Annotated in this window: 8 protein-coding genes; 3 read left to right on the top strand and 5 right to left on the bottom strand. The window is 63.2% G+C overall.

What is annotated here, in order from left to right; translation table 11 throughout:
- Positions 1-23: 23 nt before the first annotated feature.
- On the top strand, positions 24-845 hold the full coding sequence (locus AC1DV9_RS22920; RefSeq protein WP_477950158.1) for a methyltransferase, TIGR04325 family: 822 nt from the start codon (positions 24-26) through the stop codon (positions 843-845).
- Positions 846-914: 69 nt separating this feature from the next.
- On the opposite strand, the gene AC1DV9_RS22915 is transcribed toward AC1DV9_RS22920, so the two are convergent.
- The gene (locus AC1DV9_RS22915; RefSeq protein WP_477950157.1) at positions 915-2,612 is read right to left on the bottom strand and encodes an FAD-dependent oxidoreductase; all 1,698 of its coding nucleotides are present in this window, start codon (positions 2,610-2,612) and stop codon (positions 915-917) included.
- A 232-nt stretch (positions 2,613-2,844) separates the two neighbouring features.
- Between AC1DV9_RS22915 and AC1DV9_RS22910 the strand changes: the two genes are divergently transcribed.
- Positions 2,845-4,023, top strand: a complete 1,179-nt coding sequence (locus tag AC1DV9_RS22910) for a DegT/DnrJ/EryC1/StrS family aminotransferase (protein ID WP_477950156.1) — start codon at positions 2,845-2,847, stop codon at positions 4,021-4,023.
- Complete coding sequence (locus AC1DV9_RS22905) at positions 4,013-4,759, top strand: 4'-phosphopantetheinyl transferase family protein (protein WP_477950155.1); 747 nt, start codon at positions 4,013-4,015, stop codon at positions 4,757-4,759. Before AC1DV9_RS22910 ends, AC1DV9_RS22905 begins: the two co-directional genes overlap by 11 nt.
- Here AC1DV9_RS22905 and AC1DV9_RS22900 read toward each other — a convergent pair.
- The 4 genes from AC1DV9_RS22900 to AC1DV9_RS22885 are packed head-to-tail and all read right to left on the bottom strand — an operon-like array spanning position 4,729 to position 19,143.
- On the bottom strand, positions 4,729-6,321 hold the full coding sequence (locus tag AC1DV9_RS22900) for a glucosamine inositolphosphorylceramide transferase family protein (RefSeq protein WP_477950154.1): 1,593 nt from the start codon (positions 6,319-6,321) through the stop codon (positions 4,729-4,731). The two genes, AC1DV9_RS22905 and AC1DV9_RS22900, sit on opposite strands and share 31 nt — an antisense overlap.
- Positions 6,322-6,350: 29 nt before the next feature.
- Positions 6,351-9,149, bottom strand: a complete 2,799-nt coding sequence (locus AC1DV9_RS22895; protein WP_477950153.1) for a condensation domain-containing protein — start codon at positions 9,147-9,149, stop codon at positions 6,351-6,353.
- Positions 9,146-17,227: an amino acid adenylation domain-containing protein gene (locus AC1DV9_RS22890; protein ID WP_477950152.1), complete on the bottom strand. Its 8,082-nt coding sequence runs from the start codon at positions 17,225-17,227 to the stop codon at positions 9,146-9,148. Before AC1DV9_RS22890 ends, AC1DV9_RS22895 begins: the two co-directional genes overlap by 4 nt.
- Positions 17,224-19,143, bottom strand: a complete 1,920-nt coding sequence (locus AC1DV9_RS22885; RefSeq protein ID WP_477950151.1) for a non-ribosomal peptide synthetase — start codon at positions 19,141-19,143, stop codon at positions 17,224-17,226. Before AC1DV9_RS22885 ends, AC1DV9_RS22890 begins: the two co-directional genes overlap by 4 nt.
- Positions 19,144-19,279: the final 136 nt, after the last annotated feature.

Below are 19,279 nucleotides of genomic sequence, written 5' to 3'. Positions count from 1 at the left end.
CCATCAAGGCCGGGGAAAAGCCGATGACGACGACTGTGACGCTGAAAGGCCGCACATCGACTTTGCGCGAAGCAAGGCGGCGTGCTGAAAAGCTTATTGTGCCATTGCAAGCCCTCAGCGGGCGCTTGCGATACTTCCTTCCGATCCCGCGCCGCTTTACCGGCGCCTATTCCAGCTATGCCGAAGCGCTGGCCGCAGCCAGCACCGGCCCGCTTGCCGGCTACGATCACGACGAGATCGCCCCTGTCGCCTTCGAGCAGATGTGCAAGATCGCCGCCTGGGATTACCCCGTGCTCTTCTGGATGCGTGATCTGGTCCGCGAAACCGGCAGCCTGGTCGATGCAGGCGGCCATATGGGCACCAAATACCGGGCCTTCCGCTCGCATCTGCCGCTCGGTCCGGATTTCCGCTGGGTGGTCTACGACCTGCCGTCGATCATCCGTGCCGGGCAGCGGCTCGCCGAAAAGGACAAGCTGACGCGGCTTTCCTTCGTCGACCGCATGGCCGACGCCGGTCCCGCGCCGCTGTTCCTCGGTTCCGGGCTGATGCAATATCTCGACATCCCGCTCGGCAAACTGATCGATGACATGCCGCAAGCCCCGAAACATCTGCTGCTCAACAAGGTCGCCCTGCGCAAGGGGCCGACCGTCGTGACGCTGGAGCAGATCGGGCCTGCCAAAGTGCCCTACCAGATCCGCAACGAAGCCGAGTTCATGCATCATGTGACCGGCCTCGGATACGAGCTGGTGGACCGCTGGGCGATCCCCTCGCTCTCGTCCCGGATCGACACCCATCCGGAACTCGGCGCCAGCGAAAGTGCCGGCTTCTACTTCCGCAAGATCTAAACGGGATCGCCACGAATCCAAGACGCCGCGCATTGCGCGGCGTCTTCATTTCCAGATCGAAATGGAATCTCAGACGACCTGACGCGATTGCTGTGCGCCGGAGGCCGGCCGCCGCTCGCCGGCAAGGCGTTCGCTCAGATGATCGGCAAGCCGCATCGATAGCGCCACCAGCATCAGCGTCGGGTTCGCGTGACCTGCTGTCGGAAACACCGAGCTGCCGGCAACGTAAAGACCATCGACGCCATGCACCATCGCGTTGCGATCGACGACGCTGGTCGCCGGATCGCTGCCCATGCGCGTCGTGCAGGACGGATGGGCCATGTCCATGAAGGCCGCGGCCGACCGGTCGCCGGAGGCGATCCATTCGGCAAGCTCCGGCTCCGGCAATCCGAGCCGCTGAAACTCGCCGCCAATGGTCTGCGCCAGCCGCGCGATGCTCTCGACTTCGGTCTCGCCGATCTTCCAGTTGACCCGGGCAATCGGCTTGCCGAAGCGGTCGAGCTTCTCGGACAGCGTCACGCGGCTTTCGGGATCCAGCTGCTGCTCGGCCATCACGTCGAAGCGCAACTCGGCGGAGCGATGCGGCAGTCCCCGCATCTTGACGAGTCGCTGATAGGCGCCGGATGCGACCATGCCGGCAGAACCGGCGACCGTCAGCAGATCGCCGATCACGCGCTTGCCGCCGCCCTTTGCCAGCCGCTTGAGGGCTGCCCAGGGATCGTCGGCAGCGTGAATCTGCACCGGATAGGCGGCACAGTTCGTCAGCCCTTCCCGCGCCTGGATCGCCGGGCTCAGAGACAGGCCGCGAAGATAAAAATGCGGCGCGCCGTCATGCTTCAACCCGTAGAAATTGAAGTGACGCGTCACCGCGTCGATATCCCGGCTTTTGCGGAAACGCATCAGCGTCGTGCGCGGATGATCGGCGAGATAGCGGCCGACCGTGCCGCGGGTGTTGCCGAGGCCGGCAGGCGACAGCGAATTCGACGCCAGAAGCAGCCGCGCATTCTCGACGCCGCCGCAGCAGAGCACCACCATCTTCGCCCGCACTGTCGCCGTATTCCCCTCGGCGCTGGCGACGCTCAGCGAATGATAACCGCGCTGTTCGGCACGGATCTCGGTGACATTGGCATTGGTCAGGAACTTTGTGCCCGATTGCGCTAGCCCGCGAGCCACATTGGCAAAGCGCATCGGCTCGCCGCGCTTCTTCCGCTCATGGCTGAACTGCCAGAAGAAATAGCGCAGGCTCTTGGCGTCGAGCCTCAGCTCTTCCGGCGCCGTGCGCAGTAAATCGTGCAGCTTCTCGTCATAGACGTTGGGCCCGAGATTGAGCAGTTCAGCGGCACGGCCGAGATGCGGCATCAATTCATTGCGCTCGAAAGGCCAGCCGGACAGCCGGAGCCACGGCCGCAATGCGAAATCCATATCGTCGAAGGCTGCGCATTTGCCGATCCAGGTATGGGTGCTGCCGCCGAGCATGCGGTTGCGAAGTTCGAAAGCCGGAATGGCGTTCAGCCAGGAAAGAGAGCCGTTATAGCCGCGTCCCTCCGGCGCCTGACGGCCGCCGGAGGGTTCACCGGTATTCTCGACCGCATTCAGTGCCTGCGGGCCCGGTTCGTAGGACGAGCCGCCACTGTCGAGTACCAGCACATCCGCCTTTCCAGTCAGCTCGCGCGCGATCGTAAGCCCGGCAGGCCCGCCGCCGATGACGGCGACATCGACCTGCAGCAAGGTGTGCACGGGCATGGATCTGAGATCGAGAATGCTCAAGGTCTTTTCCCCTTCGATAGCGTCCCCTTTGATAGCAAGACCGCGCCCGCGACATAAATCGTCCAATGAGGTCCCGCGGATTAGATCGCCTACCGACTTCGGCTAGGCTCCCACCCCCGGCCACCCTCTCCTAAGCCGGAAGGATATGCTGAACGGCCCGGCGCTCCGTTTTAAGGTTCGGTGTCGCGCGGCTATAAGCGCCGCGAATTGGGAGCGCAGGAGATTTCAGCAGATGGCCCGTGTCGGAGTTCGTGAATGGCTGGCGCTTGCGCCGGTAATGCTATCAGGCAAGCTCGCCCGCTACAGCGATGACACTGGCGGGCCGCTGAAGCGTTTCGAAACAGACTTCTGCGAGAAGTTCGGCCTGTCACACGCGCTGACGATGTGCAACGGCACCGCAGCGCTGATTTCGGCGATTGCCGCCGCCGGCATCGGCCCCGGCGACGAGGTGCTCGTGCCCGCCTATACCTGGATCGCCACCGCCGCCGCCCCGCTCGCTGCCGGCGCCGTTCCCGTGCTTGTCGATATCGACCAGACGCTGACCATGGATCCGGCCGATATCGTGCGCAAGATCACGCCGCGGACCAAGGCGATCGTTCCGGTTCACATGGCCAACATGGTCTGCGACATGGATGCCATCATGCGGATCGCCCGTGAGCACAATCTCCTGGTCATCGAGGACGCCTGCCAGGCGGTCGGCCTGACCTACAAGGGCAAGCGCACCGGCTCGTTCGGTGATGCGGCGGCCTACAGCTTCAATCAGTTCAAGAACATCAATATCGGCGAAGGCGGTGCTCTCGCCACCAACGATGCCACCCTCTTTGCCCGGGCGCGCATGTATCACGATATCGGCGCGCTGTTCCGCGGCCATCTCGAATTCATCAAGGAACCGCCGATCCTCGGCGTCAATTTCAAGGCCAACCAGATCCAGGGCGCGATGCTGAATGTCCAGCTGAAGAAGCTCGATCCGATGATCGCCAAGATGCGCCGTCGCTATGATGTGATGACCGACATCCTGTCGCATAGCGACGTGCTGCGCGTCGGCCCGCACAACGATGTCGGCAATGCCGCCGGCCTGCATGTGATGTTCGACACCGAGGACGACGCCAAGCGCTTTGCCGCCGAACACAAGCGTGGCGTCTACCGCCTCTACGACTCCAGCCGCCACGTCTTCACCAACTGGCAGCCAATCCTGCAGAAACGTACAGCCCATCCGGGCATGAACCCCTACAAGTGGGCCGACAAGAGCGTCGATTACGGCGGCGACACTTGCACCCAGTCGCTCGACATCCTGAAGCGCACCTGCCGCATCAGCCTCGGCGAAAACTATCCGCTGATGCTGATGGCCCATCTTGCCAAGCGGATGGTGCAGCAGCGTCCGGCCGGCGGGCAGCTCGCCTATGCGACCTGAGACGGCTGGCAGCGACGGCATCATCGACCTCTGGCTGTTCGATCTCGAGCCGGCGCTGCCTGACGTCCACGATCTCGAACGCCTGCTCTGCGGCGACGAACGGACCCGCGCTGCCGCCTTCGTCTTCGACGCCGACCGGAACCGCTACATCGCCGGGCGCGGCCGGCTGCGCGAAATCCTGGCGCACTATCTCGGCCTGCCGCCGCAGGACATCCGCTTCACCTACAACGCATACGGAAAGCCCGGTCTCGACACCGGGCTTCACGGGGTTCTGCATTTCAATCTGAGCCACAGCGCCGGCCTGGCGCTGCTGGCCGTTTCGGACCGCTATCCGCTTGGCACCGATATCGAACAGGCGGCGCCGTTAAAGGAAGACGTGGCCGCCTATTGCTTCTCCGATGCCGAACGGCGCGATCTCGCAGCCTTGTCGCAAGACGAGTACCTGGACGGCTTCTATCGCTGCTGGACGCGCAAGGAGGCTTTCGTCAAGGCACATGGCGAAGGCCTGTCGCTGCCGCTGCAATCCTTCGACGTCTCTATCGGCACGGAAGCCACACCTCTTCTCAAGAGGCTGGACTCCGATCCATCAGGCCTTCGGAACTGGAAGCTTTTCAATCTCACCCCGGCGCCAAGCTTTGCCGGCGCCCTAGCAGTGTTGACGGGCGGCAGGAACCCCGGGCTGCAATGGCGCAGCCTGGAGGAACTTTACGCCGTCAGCCGCGCATCCAGTATGTAGCGCCCGCCTGCCTCGTCGAAATGATGGCAGCCGTGCAGGCCGGCCTTGAAGTCGGGCGTGATCACCCGGACGCACCGCTCGCGATAGGCATCTTCGCTGAGCTCATCGATCTCCATGATATTCAGACCATAGCCGTAGACGCCGTTGGTGTTACGCTGCGACGGCCGGTAGAGATGCCCGCCGCGTTCGAACATCCGCCCGCCATTGCGGGCCGCGACGCTGCCGATCACTACGGGATTGTGCCGGTGCGGCTTAAGACCCTTCAGATCCGGGCCATCGACCTCGTAGATATAGAGCTCGCTGCAATGATCCTCATAGGCGTGATAGTCGGAAAGATTGCTGAACAGCCACCACTTGCCACCATGCTGGACCAGCATGTTGTCCGCGGCCGAACGCCCTTCTAGCGCCGTGGAATGCAGCTCCCATTTCAGCGGAAACTCGACGCAGCGCCAGATTTCGATGCGCTTGGTGGCATGCGTCTCCGGCATCATGAAGATGTCGTCGCCATCCCGGAAGACGTAGGGATAAGAGAGATGGTGCTCACAGTTCAGCGCGATACCGACAGGAACGAGTTTGTCGCCCTCGAAGCGCCCCACCGAGATATGCGCCTTGTGACCGCCGGTCGAATAGGATTCGTAGAACAGATAGCAGTTGCCATCATGCTCGAAGAGAAAGGGGTCGGCCTTGATGTCGTCCTTGGTCGGCGGCACCTCGATCGATTGCGACGGATCGAAATCGTCGATCTTTCCCCGGCCGGTATAGAGCGTCCAGACGGCGGCGCGCAGATGCATGCGCCGGCCCGCGGCACCCGCCGCGCGTTCGAGGAGATGCAGGCCGAGAGCCGCGCCATAATGCAGCACAGTCGCAAGCTTTGGTGGTGTCGCAGGTTTGCGCACCCGGGCGGGCTCGATGTTGAGCTCGCCGGCAGCCGCCTTGCGCAGCTCGCGCATCAACAGCGTCACCGAACGCTCCTTGATGAAGGCGGTGTTGCGGGCTGCTGAAATCTTGATGTTGAAACTGCAGGCGGCAATCGTCGATTTGCCCGCCCCGCCGCGGTCGGCCGACAGGATAAGCTCGGTCGCCGGTGCCTTCGACAGCAGATCCCGGTATCCGAACCAGCTGCCGTCTGCCGAGCATTCGTCGGAGAAATTGAACGACCAGACGCCGAACGGGAGAAGGTTCGCCACCGTTGCCGGAAGCGATGCCGGTGTCATCCGGATGATCAGATCCAGCCCCAGTTCGACCGCGAGCCGGGCAACATAATTGCCGCGCGCCGCATCGTCGGACATCGCATGCATGACGTCGAAGCGCTGCTCGGCAGCCTGGAAGCTGCCGGGCAGATAGGCGGGCTGGCGGGCAAAAAGCCGGTTCTCGATTTGCCATTGCAGCCGGAACAGGCGCGATGCCCTCGTCGTGCCGTCGGGACGATCGTGGACGATGACGGTCTCGAGCACGAAACGGCTGTCGGCCTTGATCCGGTCGAGCACGGCCAACTGCCAGCTTTCCAACCCGTCCTTGCTTCCGGCCAGAACGCCGATCCTCAGCGGTCTGTCTTCTCCCATGATGTCGCTCCGTTTCAACGGGTTGCGGGTCATTTCTGATCTGCTGACTGCAGTTTCTTCGAGATTGCCGAAGCCAGTTCGCGGATCCCGTCGCTGCTGAGCGAGTCCTCATGCCAGCCGCTGAGATCGACGCAGGCCGTATCCTTGGCAACCGCCTCGCCCCAGCCGAACCGCAACTTGCGGGCGCGCGGGTGATGTGCCTGACTACGCAGGAAGACGATCGACGGATCCTGCGTCTGCGCTGGCTTGTACTGCCTGGAAGCACGGACCAGCAGGCCGGTCACCGCCTCATTGGCGACTTCTTCCGGCGAATATTCGCCCTTGCGGACGCCGAAGAGACGCAGCAGGCCGAGCGTGACGTTGAACTCCTTCAGGTAATCGATGACAGGCATGCGGCCACCGAGCACCTTCTGCGTGAAGTAGATCGACCGCTTGACACGCCGCTCTATCGTCCAGCGCTTCTGGCGGAACTTCGGCTGCGAGCGGAAATATCCCGGCGCCCAAGCGTCGATCATTGCCGTGAACTGCACGTTCTTGCCCGCTTCACGCAGCTGCCTGGCGATCTCGAAGGCGAGAACGCCGTTGACGCAAAGGCCGACGATGGAAACCGAGGTGACCTGCGGCGGGATCTGCATCGCGTCGATGGCAAGGGCGGCAATCTCTTCGAACGACTTGCTTTCCAGCGCATCGTCGAGCCGCGCGTTGAACATGTTGACATTGTAGACCGCGACCGTTTCCGGCAGCTCGCTTGCCAGCCGGTAGTAGAGGAACGGGTGATTCAGCGTATAGACCGCTTCCGTTCCCGTTCCCGGCTTGCAGGTGATCATTTCCCAAGGATTTTCAGGAGCTTGAACCTCTGTCTTCACAGGCGCCGTCGAGACGCCGAACACCGATGCCGTGAACCGCTCGAGCGTCGGTTCGCGGAACAGCAGCTCGAGGTTCGGCTTTTCGTTGAACTTTTCGCGCACGGCGGCGAGCATCCGCAGCGCCAGCAACGAATGACCGCCAAGCGCGAAGAAATCGCTCTCAGGCGTCACTGCGGGAACATTGAGGATCTGCTTCCAGAGGGCGGCAACCGCCGCCATCTTTTCCGGATCAGCCTTCATGGCGGCGCCACCGGTGGCAACGGCCTGGACAGCCTTGGCCGGAGCGGACGCCGGCAGACGCACCGCCGAACGGTCGATCGATCCATCGGCCGACTTCGGAAGCCGCATCAGTACGCTGATTTCCTTCGGCAGCTTGTCACCGGGAATATGCGCTTCCAGATGGCGCATGAGGATCGCCGGCAGCCGGTCGAGCGCATCCTCGCAGCTCGGCGACGGAACGACGAAGGCCTGCGAGCCGATCTGCCCGCCACCGGAAACGACGGCAGCCTCCCCGACGGATGGATGCGCGCGCAGTACGCCCTCGACGTCATGCGGATCGAAGCGGTGAACCGCAACCGGAGCAGCCCCGCGGCGCGGCACCGTCAATGCCGAAAGCGGCATGTCGGGATTGGCGAGCACCGCATCGTAGGTCTCCTTCCAATAGCGCAGGAAGAGCTCGATGGTTTCCTTGTCGAAAAGATCGGTGTTGTATTCGATCGACATGCGCCAGCCGCTCGGACGGCCGACCATCATGAAGCTCAGATCGTAGATGACGCCGGGCGATTGCGACGGCGCGCTGATCAGCTCGAATTCGCCATAGCGGCGGTCTTCGAGGAAAGCCTTGGACAGGTTGAAATTGACCGAAATCAGCGGATTGCGCGACGGATCGCGCGGCGGATTGATCATCCCGACCAGTTCGTTGAACGGCATGCGCTGGTGGTTGAGAACCCCTTCCAGCATCTCGTTCGACGAACGGATATGTTCGGCGAAGGTCGGATCGCCGCCCATGTCGTATTTCAGGACCAGCGTGTTGATGAAGACGCCGATCAGGTTTTCAAGGTCGGTATCCTCGCGTCCCGCGACGTTCGAGCCGAACAGAACGCAGTTTTCCCCGGTCAGCCGCTGCAGCATGGCGCTGATCACCGCGGTGCCGTAGCTGTAGAGCGAGACGCGTGCCTTGCGCGCGGCGGCATCGATCTTGTCGCCGAAATCCATCGGCTGCAGGACCGAGATCAGGTCGGCGCTGGTGGTCTTGACCGGGCCACGCGGTCGGTCGGGGGAGACTTCGAAATACGGCGCATCCGTCAGCTTTTCACGCCAGAAGGTGCTTTCCCTCTCGAAGCCGTAGCTCGCCAGATATTCGGTCTGCCACAGCGCGTAGTCGCCATATTGCAGGGCAAGCTCCGGCACGTCGGGCTGGCGTCCGGCATCGATTGCCGAAGCGATCTCGCCCAGTTCGCGGCCCAGCACGCGGATCGACCAGCCGTCGAAGCAGCTCTGATGCGCGGTGATCAGGAGAACGCCGACATCGTTTTCCATCATCAGCAGGGTGACGCGGAAGAGCCCCGCCTTGCTGAGATCGAAGGGCACCCGCGCGGTTTCCTCGCCAATCGACGGCACGCGGCTCTTGCGGGTTTCCGGCGGCATGTTGCGCAAATCGATCACAGGCATCTTGAAGTCGACGCTGTCGACGACCTGCTGGTAGGGACGGCCGTCCTTTTCGACGATCCTGGTACGCAGCACTTCATGGCGCTGGATGATCTTGCGGAATGCCGCTTCGAGTGTTGCCGCCTTGAAGTTCCCGCGGATTTCCCAGCGCACCGCGACGTTCAGCCCCGGATTGCCGGGATTGAGCTGGTTCAGGATCCAGCAGCGCAGCTGCGTTTGCGTGCACGGAAACTCACCGATGATCTGCTGGCCGTCCTCAGGCTGCGCAGGTGTCTTTTCGAATGCGCTCATCATGCTCTCCCCAAGCCGCGGCGTGCGCCATTACGGAAATCCTTCAGTGAAGGGACGTGGTACTGCGCCGCCGTCTGGCTCATCACGTCCTGCTGCTCGGCGAAGGCCGCAAGTTCGGCGATCGACGGGTGGCGCAGCAGGTGCTTGGCTTCGAGCGGCAGGCCGGCATCCAGCATGCGGGCCGCAATGCGGAAGATGGCGAGCGAGTCGGTGCCGAGCGCATAGAGGTTGTCCTCGACGCCGACATCCGGAAGATTGAGAACATCCTGCCAGATGGCGAGCAGCTTGCGCTCCATCTCGGTGCGCGGCTGCACGGTGATGATCTGCGCCTCACGCTTCGGCACGCCACGCAGCTTCAAGGTCTTGCGGTCGAGCTTGCCGTTGGCCGTCTGCGGCAGCTGGGCTTCGGGCACCCAGAAGGACGGCACCATGTAGCCCGGCAGCCTGGCCTTGGCATGGGCTGCAAGCTCTGCCGGAGACGGCTCGCCTGCACCTGCTGCCGGCACCACATAGGCAACCAGCGACTTGTCGCCCTTGTCGTTTTCGGCAACCACCACCGCGCATTGCGCAATCCCCGGGACCTGGCCGACGACGGATTCGATGTCGCCGAGCTCGATGCGGAAGCCACGCAGCTTGACCTGCTGGTCGCGGCGGCCAAGCAGCTGCAGCGAACCATCCGCCAGACGCCTGCCTACATCCCCAGTCTTGTAGAGACGCTGTGGCTTGCCCTGATCGAAGGCGACCGGGACAAAGGCTTTCTCGGTCAGGTCGAGACGGTCGAAATAGCCGTTCGCCAGACCGTCGCCGCCGATGCAGAGCTCACCGGTAACCCCGATCGGTGCGATCTGGTCGGTATCGTCGAGGATGTAGAGCTGCGTATTGGCGATCGGATGGCCGATGGTGATCGGCTTTGCCGCATCGGTGACCTGCTGGACGGACGACCAGATGGTGGTTTCAGTTGGGCCGTACATGTTCCAGAGCTCGCCGCCGATCGACAGCAGCGACTTCGCCAGATCCTTCGGCAGCGGTTCGCCACCGCAAAGCATCTTCAGAGCAGGCTTGTTCTTCAGTCCGGCCTCGACAAGCATCTGCCAGAGGGTTGGCGTTGCCTGCAGAACATTCGCGCCGCTCTTGTTGACGAGATCGACCAGCGCAAAGCCGTCCTGAACTGTCTGACGATCGGCGATGATGACCTTGCCGCCCGAAATCAACGGCAGGTAGAGCTCCAGCGCGGCGATATCGAAGGAGATCGTCGTGACGGCAACGATGCTGTCATCGGCTGTGAAGCCAGGCTCGCGCTGCATCGACAGGAGGAAGTTGACCAGAGCGCCATGCGAGACTTCGACGCCCTTCGGCACGCCGGTCGAACCCGATGTGAAGATCACATAGGCGGCCGCGCCGGCCTCAACGGAGTTTTTTAGGACCGCCTCCGTCATCGACGCGGTCTGCGGCTTGTCGAGGCGGACGACCGGGACACCCGATGCGAGGGCCGCCAGTTCGTCGCTGTCGCAGACCATGCCGCCGATCCGGGCTGCATCGATCGTCTGGCGCAGGCGCTCGACGGGATGGCCGGGATCCATAGGTACATAGGCATGTCCCGATTTCATGATGGCAAGCAGGGCCACGACCATGCCGATCGAGCGTTCGCAGAGCAGCGCTACCCGCTGGCCGGGCTGCGGAACAGCCATCTGGATATCCAGCGCAAGGGCGTTGGAGCGTGCCTCGAGGTCGCGGTAGCTGATGGTCTCGGCGCCATACTGGACCGCCGTTGCATCGGGCTGCTCGGCAGCGCGCTTGGCAAACAGCGAGACAGCAAGCTCTTCCTGGTCGTAGGGTACGGCCGTGTCGTTGAGCCCGCCGATCAGCCAGGAGCGTTCGGCCGCCGTCAGCATCGGCACGTTCTCGATCGACAGCGTGAGATCGTCGGCCAGCGCGCTGACCATCGTATCGAAATGGCCGATCCAGCGCTCGACCGTTTCGCGGTCGAAGACATCGGCATTGTAGTCGACGTCGATGCGGACACCGTCGCGGCCTTCGATCATGTTGAAGAACAGGTCGAAGTTGGAGAAGGCCTTGGCATTCGGCGCCATCTGCGCCTTGAGATCGCCGAAGCTCTCGCCGCCGGCAACACGTTCCAGGTTGAACTGGATTTCAGTCAGAGGCAGGCGGCGTGCGTCACGCTTGACGCCGAGCTTCCGGACCAGTGTGCCGTAGGTATAGCCCTGGTTTTCGAAAGCCTGGAACACCAGCTGCTGGGTGGCCTTCAGATGCGTCAGGAAGCTTTCATGCGCATCGACGCTCTGGCGAAGCGGCAGAAGATTGACGCAGTGGCCGAAGAGCACGTCGTCGCCGGCAAGCGTCTGGCCCGCCGATGGAATGGCGATGACGATATCCTGCTCGCCCGAGAGGCGGGAGACCATGACCTGAAGCGTGGCAAGCAGCGTCGAGAACAATGTCGCCCCCGACTTCGCCCCGGCCTTCTTCAACGCCTTGTAGTGCTTGGTGTTGATGAAGCCTGTGCAGGTACCGCCCGCAAAGGTGCGCGGCTCCTGGCGTGGACGGTCGAGCGGCAGTTCCGGCAGGCCCGGAATGGTCTTGAACTGATCGAGCCAGAAGGCTTCCGTCGCAGCCGAGCTTTCCGTGGTCGGCGCATATTGCGTCGCATAGGTGGCGAAGGACATGGCCTTCGGCAGAGCGACGTCCGTGCCTTCCTTGATTGCCGAATAGACGGTCGACAGCTCGCCGACGAAGATATTCAGCGACCAGCCGTCGCAGATGATGTGGTGGCCGGTGAAGACGAAGACATGCTTGTCCTTGGCAAGCGTGATGATGGCGGCCCGGGCAAGATAGCCCTCGACCAGATCGAAGGGCGTGCGCGCCTCGCCGTCGAGAATTTCCTGCAGCCGCGCGTCCGGATCGCTGTCGCCGGACATGTCGATCAGCGGCACTTCGAGGCGGAAGTTCGGGATGAATTCGAAGCTTTCGCCGCTGCGGGCAAAGCGGATGCTGAGCGCGTCATGGCGTGCCGTGACACGATCGACCGCCTGCTGGAAGATCGCATGGTCGAACTCGCCTTCCAGCGTCAGCAGGAAGGATTCGTTGAAGGCGCAGGAGGCTTCGTCACCGGCCTGAGCGGCGAGCCAGACTTCCTTCTGCGCTTCCGTCAGCGGTGCGGACTGCAGCTTCGGCTGGCTTTCGGTCTCCGACTTGTAGAACGGGTTGGAAGCGCCGTTGGTCTTGCGCTCCGCCGGCGCCAGGATGCCGACACCCTGCAGGGCATCGAGGCTCTTGCGGAAGGCGGCGGCAATGGCGTTGAAGTCCTCTTCGACATGCGCCGTGGTCAAGAAGCAGGGATAACCCTCCTGGATATGGATGCCGTTGAGGCGCATATGGGCATAGATCAACGAGCCAAGCGGATCCTCGCTGCCGAAATCGGTGATGAACCAGCTCTTGTAGCCCTGGATGACAATGCCGATGCCGCGCTTGGCAAGGTCGGCGTTCATTTCGGCGATCAGCGCCTGGGTGCGTTCGGCAACCCAATCATAAAGAATGGCACCATCGCCCTTGATATGGTCGATGACCGCACGCATAGCGGCCAGAACCAGAGGATGGCGGACGAAGGTGCCGGCGAAGAAGGTCGGTGCCGTCATCGGAACCGAGTCATCGCCATAATTCCAGTTGCCGCCGTCGAGCGCGTCCATGAAGCGGCTGCTGCCGGTCAGGATGCCGATCGGCATGCCGCCGCCGATGACCTTGCCATAAGTGGCCATGTCGCCCTTGATACCCCAGATGGCCTGCATGCCGCCCGGATCGACGCGGAAGCCGGTGACGACTTCGTCGAAGACAAGCGCGAATTCGGCATCGGTGGCGATCTGGCGAAGCGAGCGGACGAATTCGACCGGACGAAGTTCCGGATGGCGGCTCTGCACCGGCTCGATGATCACGGCGGCGATATCGTCGGCGTTGGAGCGGATATATTCGAGGCTCTCGGCAGCGCCGTACCGCAGCACGATCATGTTCGAAACCGACGCCGCCGGAATGCCCGAGGCAACCGGAATTGCCGTCGGATTGTCGGCGCGGTTGCGGCCCTTGACCAGCACTTCGTCGAACTGGCCATGATAGTCATTCGAGAACACGACGATCTTGTCGCGGCCGGTGACCGCTCTGGCAAGACGCATGGCGGCCATCACGGCTTCCGAGCCGGTATTGCAGAAGGTCACGCGCTCATGGCCTGTCAGCGTGGCGATCATGTCGGCCACTTCGCCGGCAAGCGGCGTCTGCGGTCCAATCGCAAAGCCATCGTCGGCCTGGTCCTTGACGGCGCGGACGACGAAATCAGGGGCATGACCGAAGGCCGTCTGGCCGAAGCCGTTGACCAGATCGATATATTCGTTGCCGTCGATATCCCATATGCGCGAACCCTTGGAGCGGTCGCAGACCAGTGGGAACACCATTTCCTTCCATTCGGGACGGAAGCCGGAGGCGGTGCGCGGATCGGCGAGACGGCGGCGGTAGCGGGCAGTCGAGGACTTGGAGCGGCGTGTCTTGGTTTCGTATGCGGCGATCAGATCGGTGATGAACTGGCGCTTCTCGGGCGAGAGCTCGTTGACGGTGCTCTTCGTGCCCGGCTTGTAGAGCTTCATGCGCCGGGATTCCACCGGTGCATCGGCGGGCGCGGCTTCGCCAGCGGGTGCAGATGAAGGCGCCGGGGCGGCCTCGACCGGCTGTGGTGCTGCGGCAGCGGCCGGCGCGAAACTCTGGACCGGCGCCGGTGCGGCCAGCGCCGTGCCGCCCTGCATCAGGCTCATCTGCTGCGCAAACAGCGACTGCATCACCTGCAGCTGGGACTGCATCAGAGCTTCGAGGGTACCGGGTGCGGCAGAGAGCGGATTGGCAAGCGGCGGAGCGCTGATCATCACCGGCTGTGCGGCAGCCTGAACCGGTGCCGGTGCGGCTACTGCGGCGGGGGCTGCAGCAACAGCGGCAACAGGTGCGGCCTGCGCCGGCATTTCGCGGTCCAGATGGCGGGCAAGATCGGCGATCGACGGGATGTTGCTCAGCAACTCGCGGAACGAGATCTTGACCTTGTATTCGCGCTCCACCTTCTGAGCGAACTGGCCGATCAGCAGTGAATCGAAGCCAAGTTCGAGGAAGGTCGCAGCAGTCTCGTTCGCACTGAGCGACTCACCCGAGATGTCGCTCAAAATCCGAAGCAGCGAGGCTTCGAGAACAGGAACACGATCGACAACGGAAGAAACGGTCATGGATTTACTCTCACCGGTAGGTTGCGTTTGCAGTTCTTGAACTCCGGCGACGGATGCCGTCACCGCAGCGGGGGCTGATACGGTTGCTGGTTGGGCTTGTACGGGGGCAGTTGTTGCTGCCCGCCGTGTGGAAGGAGGCGCATCGACCCAATGGCGCTTGCGCTGGAAGGGATAAGTCGGCAGGTGCGTTTTGCTGCCGCCATGCGACCATGCCTGCCAGTCGATATTGCAGCCGGCCATCCAGAGCTTGCCGACGGCTTCGCCGAGCGTTTCCGCTGCAGCGTCGGCGCGGTCATGTTCCGGCAGCGACTGGATGATCGTCGCAACGCCTTCCTTTGGCAGCGTCTGCGATGCGAAGGTCGAGAGCGCCCGGCCGGGGCCGATTTCCATCAGCACCGGCTTGACGCCGCGGCACAGCGTTTCGAGGCCGGCCGAGAAGCGAACGGTTTCGCGGCAGTGGCGTGCCCAATAGTCCGGGGACGTGCCGCGTTCGCCGGTCTGCCAGTCGCCGGTGACGCAGGAGATGTAAGGCAGCGTCGCCGTGCCGTAGGTCACCCGCGCCGTCTCGTCACGCAGCGCATCGGCGGCATTGTCCATCATCGCCGAATGGAAGGCATGCGAGGTGTGAAGGCGGCTATAGGCGATCCCGGCCCCGTCGAGCGAGGCGCAGACGGCATCGACGGCCGTGAAGGTGCCGGAGATGACGCAGAGCTTCGGCGCATTGACGGCAGCGATCTCGACGCCTTCGCGAAGATAGGCCGAGACCGTATCGACATCGGAGCGCACCGAAACCATGGCGCCATGCGGCTGGTTCTGCATCAGCCGCCCGCGGGTGGCGACCAGGCGAAGGCCGTCCTCGAAGGAGATGACATTGGCAAGCGTTGCGGCGACGAACTCGCCGACGCTGTGGCCGATCATCGCGAAGGGGCGCACGCCGCGGCTCATCCAGAGGCGCGCCAGCGCATGTTCGACGAGATAAAGGCAAGGCTGGGCGATCTGCGTCTCGCGCTGCTCGTCCATCATCGCCTGCGTCACCGCCCCAGAATGGCAGATATATTCGCGCAGATCCGCATTAAGCGACATCTTCAACAGCTCGGCGCCGCGGTCGATCCAGCGGGTGAATTCGGGCTCGCGGCTGTAGAGCGCCGCACCCATGCCGACATATTGTGCGCCCTGCCCCGGAAACATGAAGGCAATCGGCGGTGCCGCGTCTTCGGCCACCATCGAGGTATAGCGCTCCGACTTCAGCCGCTCGATCGCATCGTCGCGGCTGCCGGCAGCGAAAGCGCTGCGGTGATTGAAGGTGCGGCGGCCGCTCTGCAGCGTGTGAGCGACATCGGTGAGCGCCGTGTCCGGATGGGTTTCAAGATGCGCGTGCAGCTTGCCGCGCATCGCCGAAAGCGCCTCTGGCGAACGGGCCGACAGCGGGATGATGAAGGGGCCTTCGGCCGGCACCGTCTCGGCAACCGGGGCTTCCTGCAGCACGACGTGAACATTGGTGCCGCCGACGCCGAAGGCGCTGACACCGGCGCGGCGCGGCGTCTCGGAGACCGGCCAGTCGGCCGTCTCGCTCAGGATATAGAACGGGCTGTTGGCAAGATCGATGCGCGGGTTCGGCGCCCGGAAATTCGGCATCGCCGGTATCTTGGCATTCTTCAGGGCCAAGGCGGTCTTGATCAGGCCGCAGACACCGGCGGCCGCATCGAGATGGCCGACCGTTCCCTTGACCGATCCGAGCGCAACATTGCGCCGGTGCCCGGCAATGCCGGAAAAGGCTTCGCTGAGGCCGCCAAATTCGATCGGATCGCCGAGCGGTGTCGCCGTACCGTGGCATTCGATATAGCCGATCGTCTCCGGATCGACGCCGGCATTGGCGATCGCCGAGGAGATGACATTCGCCTGACCGGCGATGCTCGGTGCCGTGAAGCCGACCTTCTCCGAGCCGTCATTATTGACGGCATAGCCGCGGATGACGGCATAGATGTCGTCGCCGTCACGCTGGGCATCTTCCAGACGCTTCAGCACCACGACACCGGCACCGCTGCCGAACACCGTACCGGTGGCATCGGCATCGAACGGACGGCAAACGCCGTCGGCGGACACCATGCCGCCTTCCTGGTAGATGTAGCCGCGCTTCTGCGGCAGGGTGATCGACACGCCACCTGCCAGCGCCATGTCGCAGCTATAGGTCAGAAGGTTCTGGCAGGCCTGGGATACGGCGAGCAGCGAGGTCGAGCAGGCCGATTGCAGCGAGAAGGCCGGACCATGCAGGTCGAGCTTGTAGGCGATGCGCGTTGCCAGCGCATCGTTCAGCGAACCGACGATCTGCTGGTAGAAGCCGATCTGGTAGTTTGAGGTCATTTCCTCGGCCGTCGCCCGGTCGCGGAGAATGTTGTTGATCAGATAGGTCGGCATCGAAGCGCCAGCAAAAACGCCGATCAGGCCGTCATAGGCGGCCGGATCATAGGCTGCATCCTCGAGCGCTTCCCAGCAGATCTCCAGGAAGATCCTGTGCTGCGGGTCAGTGACCGCCGCCTCCTTCGGAAACATCCCGAAGAACTCGGCATCGAACATGTCGACATCGGTCAGGTTCGGCCGTGCTGGAACGAAATTCGGAAGAGCCCGCTCTTCGTCCGTGAACGAATCCTCGAGTTCTTCTTGCGTGAATTTGGAAAAGGCATTCCGGCCGGATGTTACCAGCTGCCACAACGCATCGACGTTCTTGGCCCCTGGAAACCGTCCCGACATCCCGACAATTGCGATCTGCCCGGCATCCTGCAAGGCTTCGTCAGCATCGCCCCCGCGATCCCCCATCATTTCGTATTCCTCCGGAAGCGAGCCATATTGTTGCGCTGTTGCTCGGCGCGCTGGGCTGCGGCGGTTCCCCGGGCCGAACTGTCGAGTTTGCCGTCCAGGAACCGGGACAGGTCCCGGATCGTCGAATGTTTGAAGAGCAGGACGACCGGGATCGCCCGGCCGAGTTCGGCCTCGATCCGCGCGTGCACCTGCATCAGCTGCAGCGAGGTGCCGCCGAGATCGAAGAAATTGGTGTCGGCATCGACCGGCTTGTTGCCAAGCGCCTCGCGCCACAGCCGCGTCAGCATCGCCTCGCCGCCGCTCTTGGCGGTCAGGTCGAGGCTTCCAGCGACGGCTTCGGGTGGCGGTGCAAGCAGCTTCGAGCGGTCGATCTTGCCGGAGCGGGTGAGCGGCATCTCGTCGATGACGACAATAGAATTCGGGATCATGAAGGCGGGCAGCCGGCCGCGCAGAGCCGCCATCACGTCCCGCGTCAGTTCCTGGTCCCTGCCCCGCAGATCCTCGCGCGGGCAGAGATAGGCGATCATCTGCTTCAGTTCCGGTCCCATCACCTGGCAGACCACGGCCGCCTCGGCGAGCCGGGTATCGCTGCGCAGCGCGGTCTCGATCTCGTCGAGCTCGATGCGCTTGCCGTTGATCTTGACCTGCCGGTCGCGGCGGCCGCGGAAATAGACCATCCCATCGGCGTCCATCGTGCCGAGATCGCCGGTCAGATAGCAGCGCACCGGGCCGTCGCGCGTATCGACGATGACGAAACGCTCGCGTGTCAGCTCAGGGCGGTTGAAATAGCCGAGCGCCAGGCCATCGCCGCCAATCGCGATCTGCCCTTCCGTTCCGTAAGCGACTTCGCGGAGCTCGTCATCGAGAATGCGGATCTCGGTATGGGCGATCGCCTTGCCGATCGGCAGCTCCGAGCCCTTGAAATCGGCAGGGATCGAATAGGCGGTAACGAGAACAGTCGCTTCGGTCGGTCCATAGACATTCGAGACGCGGCAATTCGGATGCGTCTGCATGAAGCGCAGCGAATGGGTGACCGAGCCGACATCGCCGCCATAGATGACATGGCGCAGCGACTGCATGCGCTCTTGCCCATAGTCGGCCATGAGATTGAAGAGACCCGGCGTCGAGGCATGGAAGGTGACGCCGTGCTCTTCGATCAGCTCGCAGAGGCGGCTGACCGAGAAATTGACATCCAGCATGCCGACCAACTTGCAGCCGTTCAGCAGCGCGCTCCAGATTTCCAGCATCGACGCATCGAAGGAGATCGTCAGCGCATGCAGCACCACATCCTTGGTGGTGAGGATATTGTGGCGCTGGTCGAGGATCAGATTGCTGAGACCGCGATGCGGAACGACGACGCCCTTGGGCCGCCCGGTCGAGCCGGAGGTAAACATGACATAGGCGGCATCGCAGCCGCAGGGCTGGCCGGCCGGCTGAGGGGCCGGGCGCGCGGACGAAGCGTCGACAATCGCCGCGCGGGCATCCAGCGTCTTGGTCTCGAGACCCGGGATCAGCGCCAGCTTCGGAACCGAGGATGTCTCGGCAAAGATGATCTTCGGCGCGCATTCGGCAATCACATAATCGAGGTGTTCGGCCGGATAGGCCGGATCGAGCGGCAGATAGGCGGCACCCGCCTTGAGAATGGCCAGCATGCAGACCACGGTTTCGAGGCTGCGGGGAAGCAGCAGCCCGACGACATCGCCGCGGACCACGCCGCGCTCCTGGAGCATGACGGCGAGCGCATCCGAAATGGTATCGAGCTCGCCATAGCTCAGCTGGCTGTTGCCGAAAACCAGCGCGGTAGCGGCCGGATTTCTGAGTGCATGGCCGTGGACGATCGCCGGCAGGCCGCGATCCCTGTCGTAGTGGCCGATGTCCTGCGTCTCGGCCGTTTCTGTGTAAGCAAGGCCCGTCATCGCCTTTTCCCCTTCATACCCCGCTGGCGGGTGTCTGCTGAGCGGCATCCGTGAGCCGACCTTCCCATTTCACAGGGATTCCGCCAGATGATCATTGGGATGAAATCGGCGCCATCTGGCGGTAGAGGGTGTAGAG

Source organism: Rhizobium sp. 01L410 (assembly GCF_056400165.1).
The sequence above is the reverse complement of the archived record's forward strand: the minus strand, read 5'-3'. Positions and strand labels throughout refer to the sequence as shown.

What these genes read in the sequence shown, in the direction of transcription:
- AC1DV9_RS22900 (WP_477950154.1), bottom strand. Translation starts at nt 6,321, where the DNA reads ATGGGAGAAGACAGACCGCTGAGGATCGGCGTTCTGGCCGGAAGCAAG.
- AC1DV9_RS22905 (WP_477950155.1), top strand. Translation starts at nt 4,013, where the DNA reads ATGCGACCTGAGACGGCTGGCAGCGACGGCATCATCGACCTCTGGCTG.
- AC1DV9_RS22890 (WP_477950152.1), bottom strand. Translation starts at nt 17,227, where the DNA reads ATGATGGGGGATCGCGGGGGCGATGCTGACGAAGCCTTGCAGGATGCC.
- AC1DV9_RS22885 (WP_477950151.1), bottom strand. Translation starts at nt 19,143, where the DNA reads ATGACGGGCCTTGCTTACACAGAAACGGCCGAGACGCAGGACATCGGC.
- AC1DV9_RS22910 (WP_477950156.1), top strand. Translation starts at nt 2,845, where the DNA reads ATGGCCCGTGTCGGAGTTCGTGAATGGCTGGCGCTTGCGCCGGTAATG.
- AC1DV9_RS22920 (WP_477950158.1), top strand. Translation starts at nt 24, where the DNA reads ATGACGACGACTGTGACGCTGAAAGGCCGCACATCGACTTTGCGCGAA.
- AC1DV9_RS22895 (WP_477950153.1), bottom strand. Translation starts at nt 9,149, where the DNA reads ATGATGAGCGCATTCGAAAAGACACCTGCGCAGCCTGAGGACGGCCAG.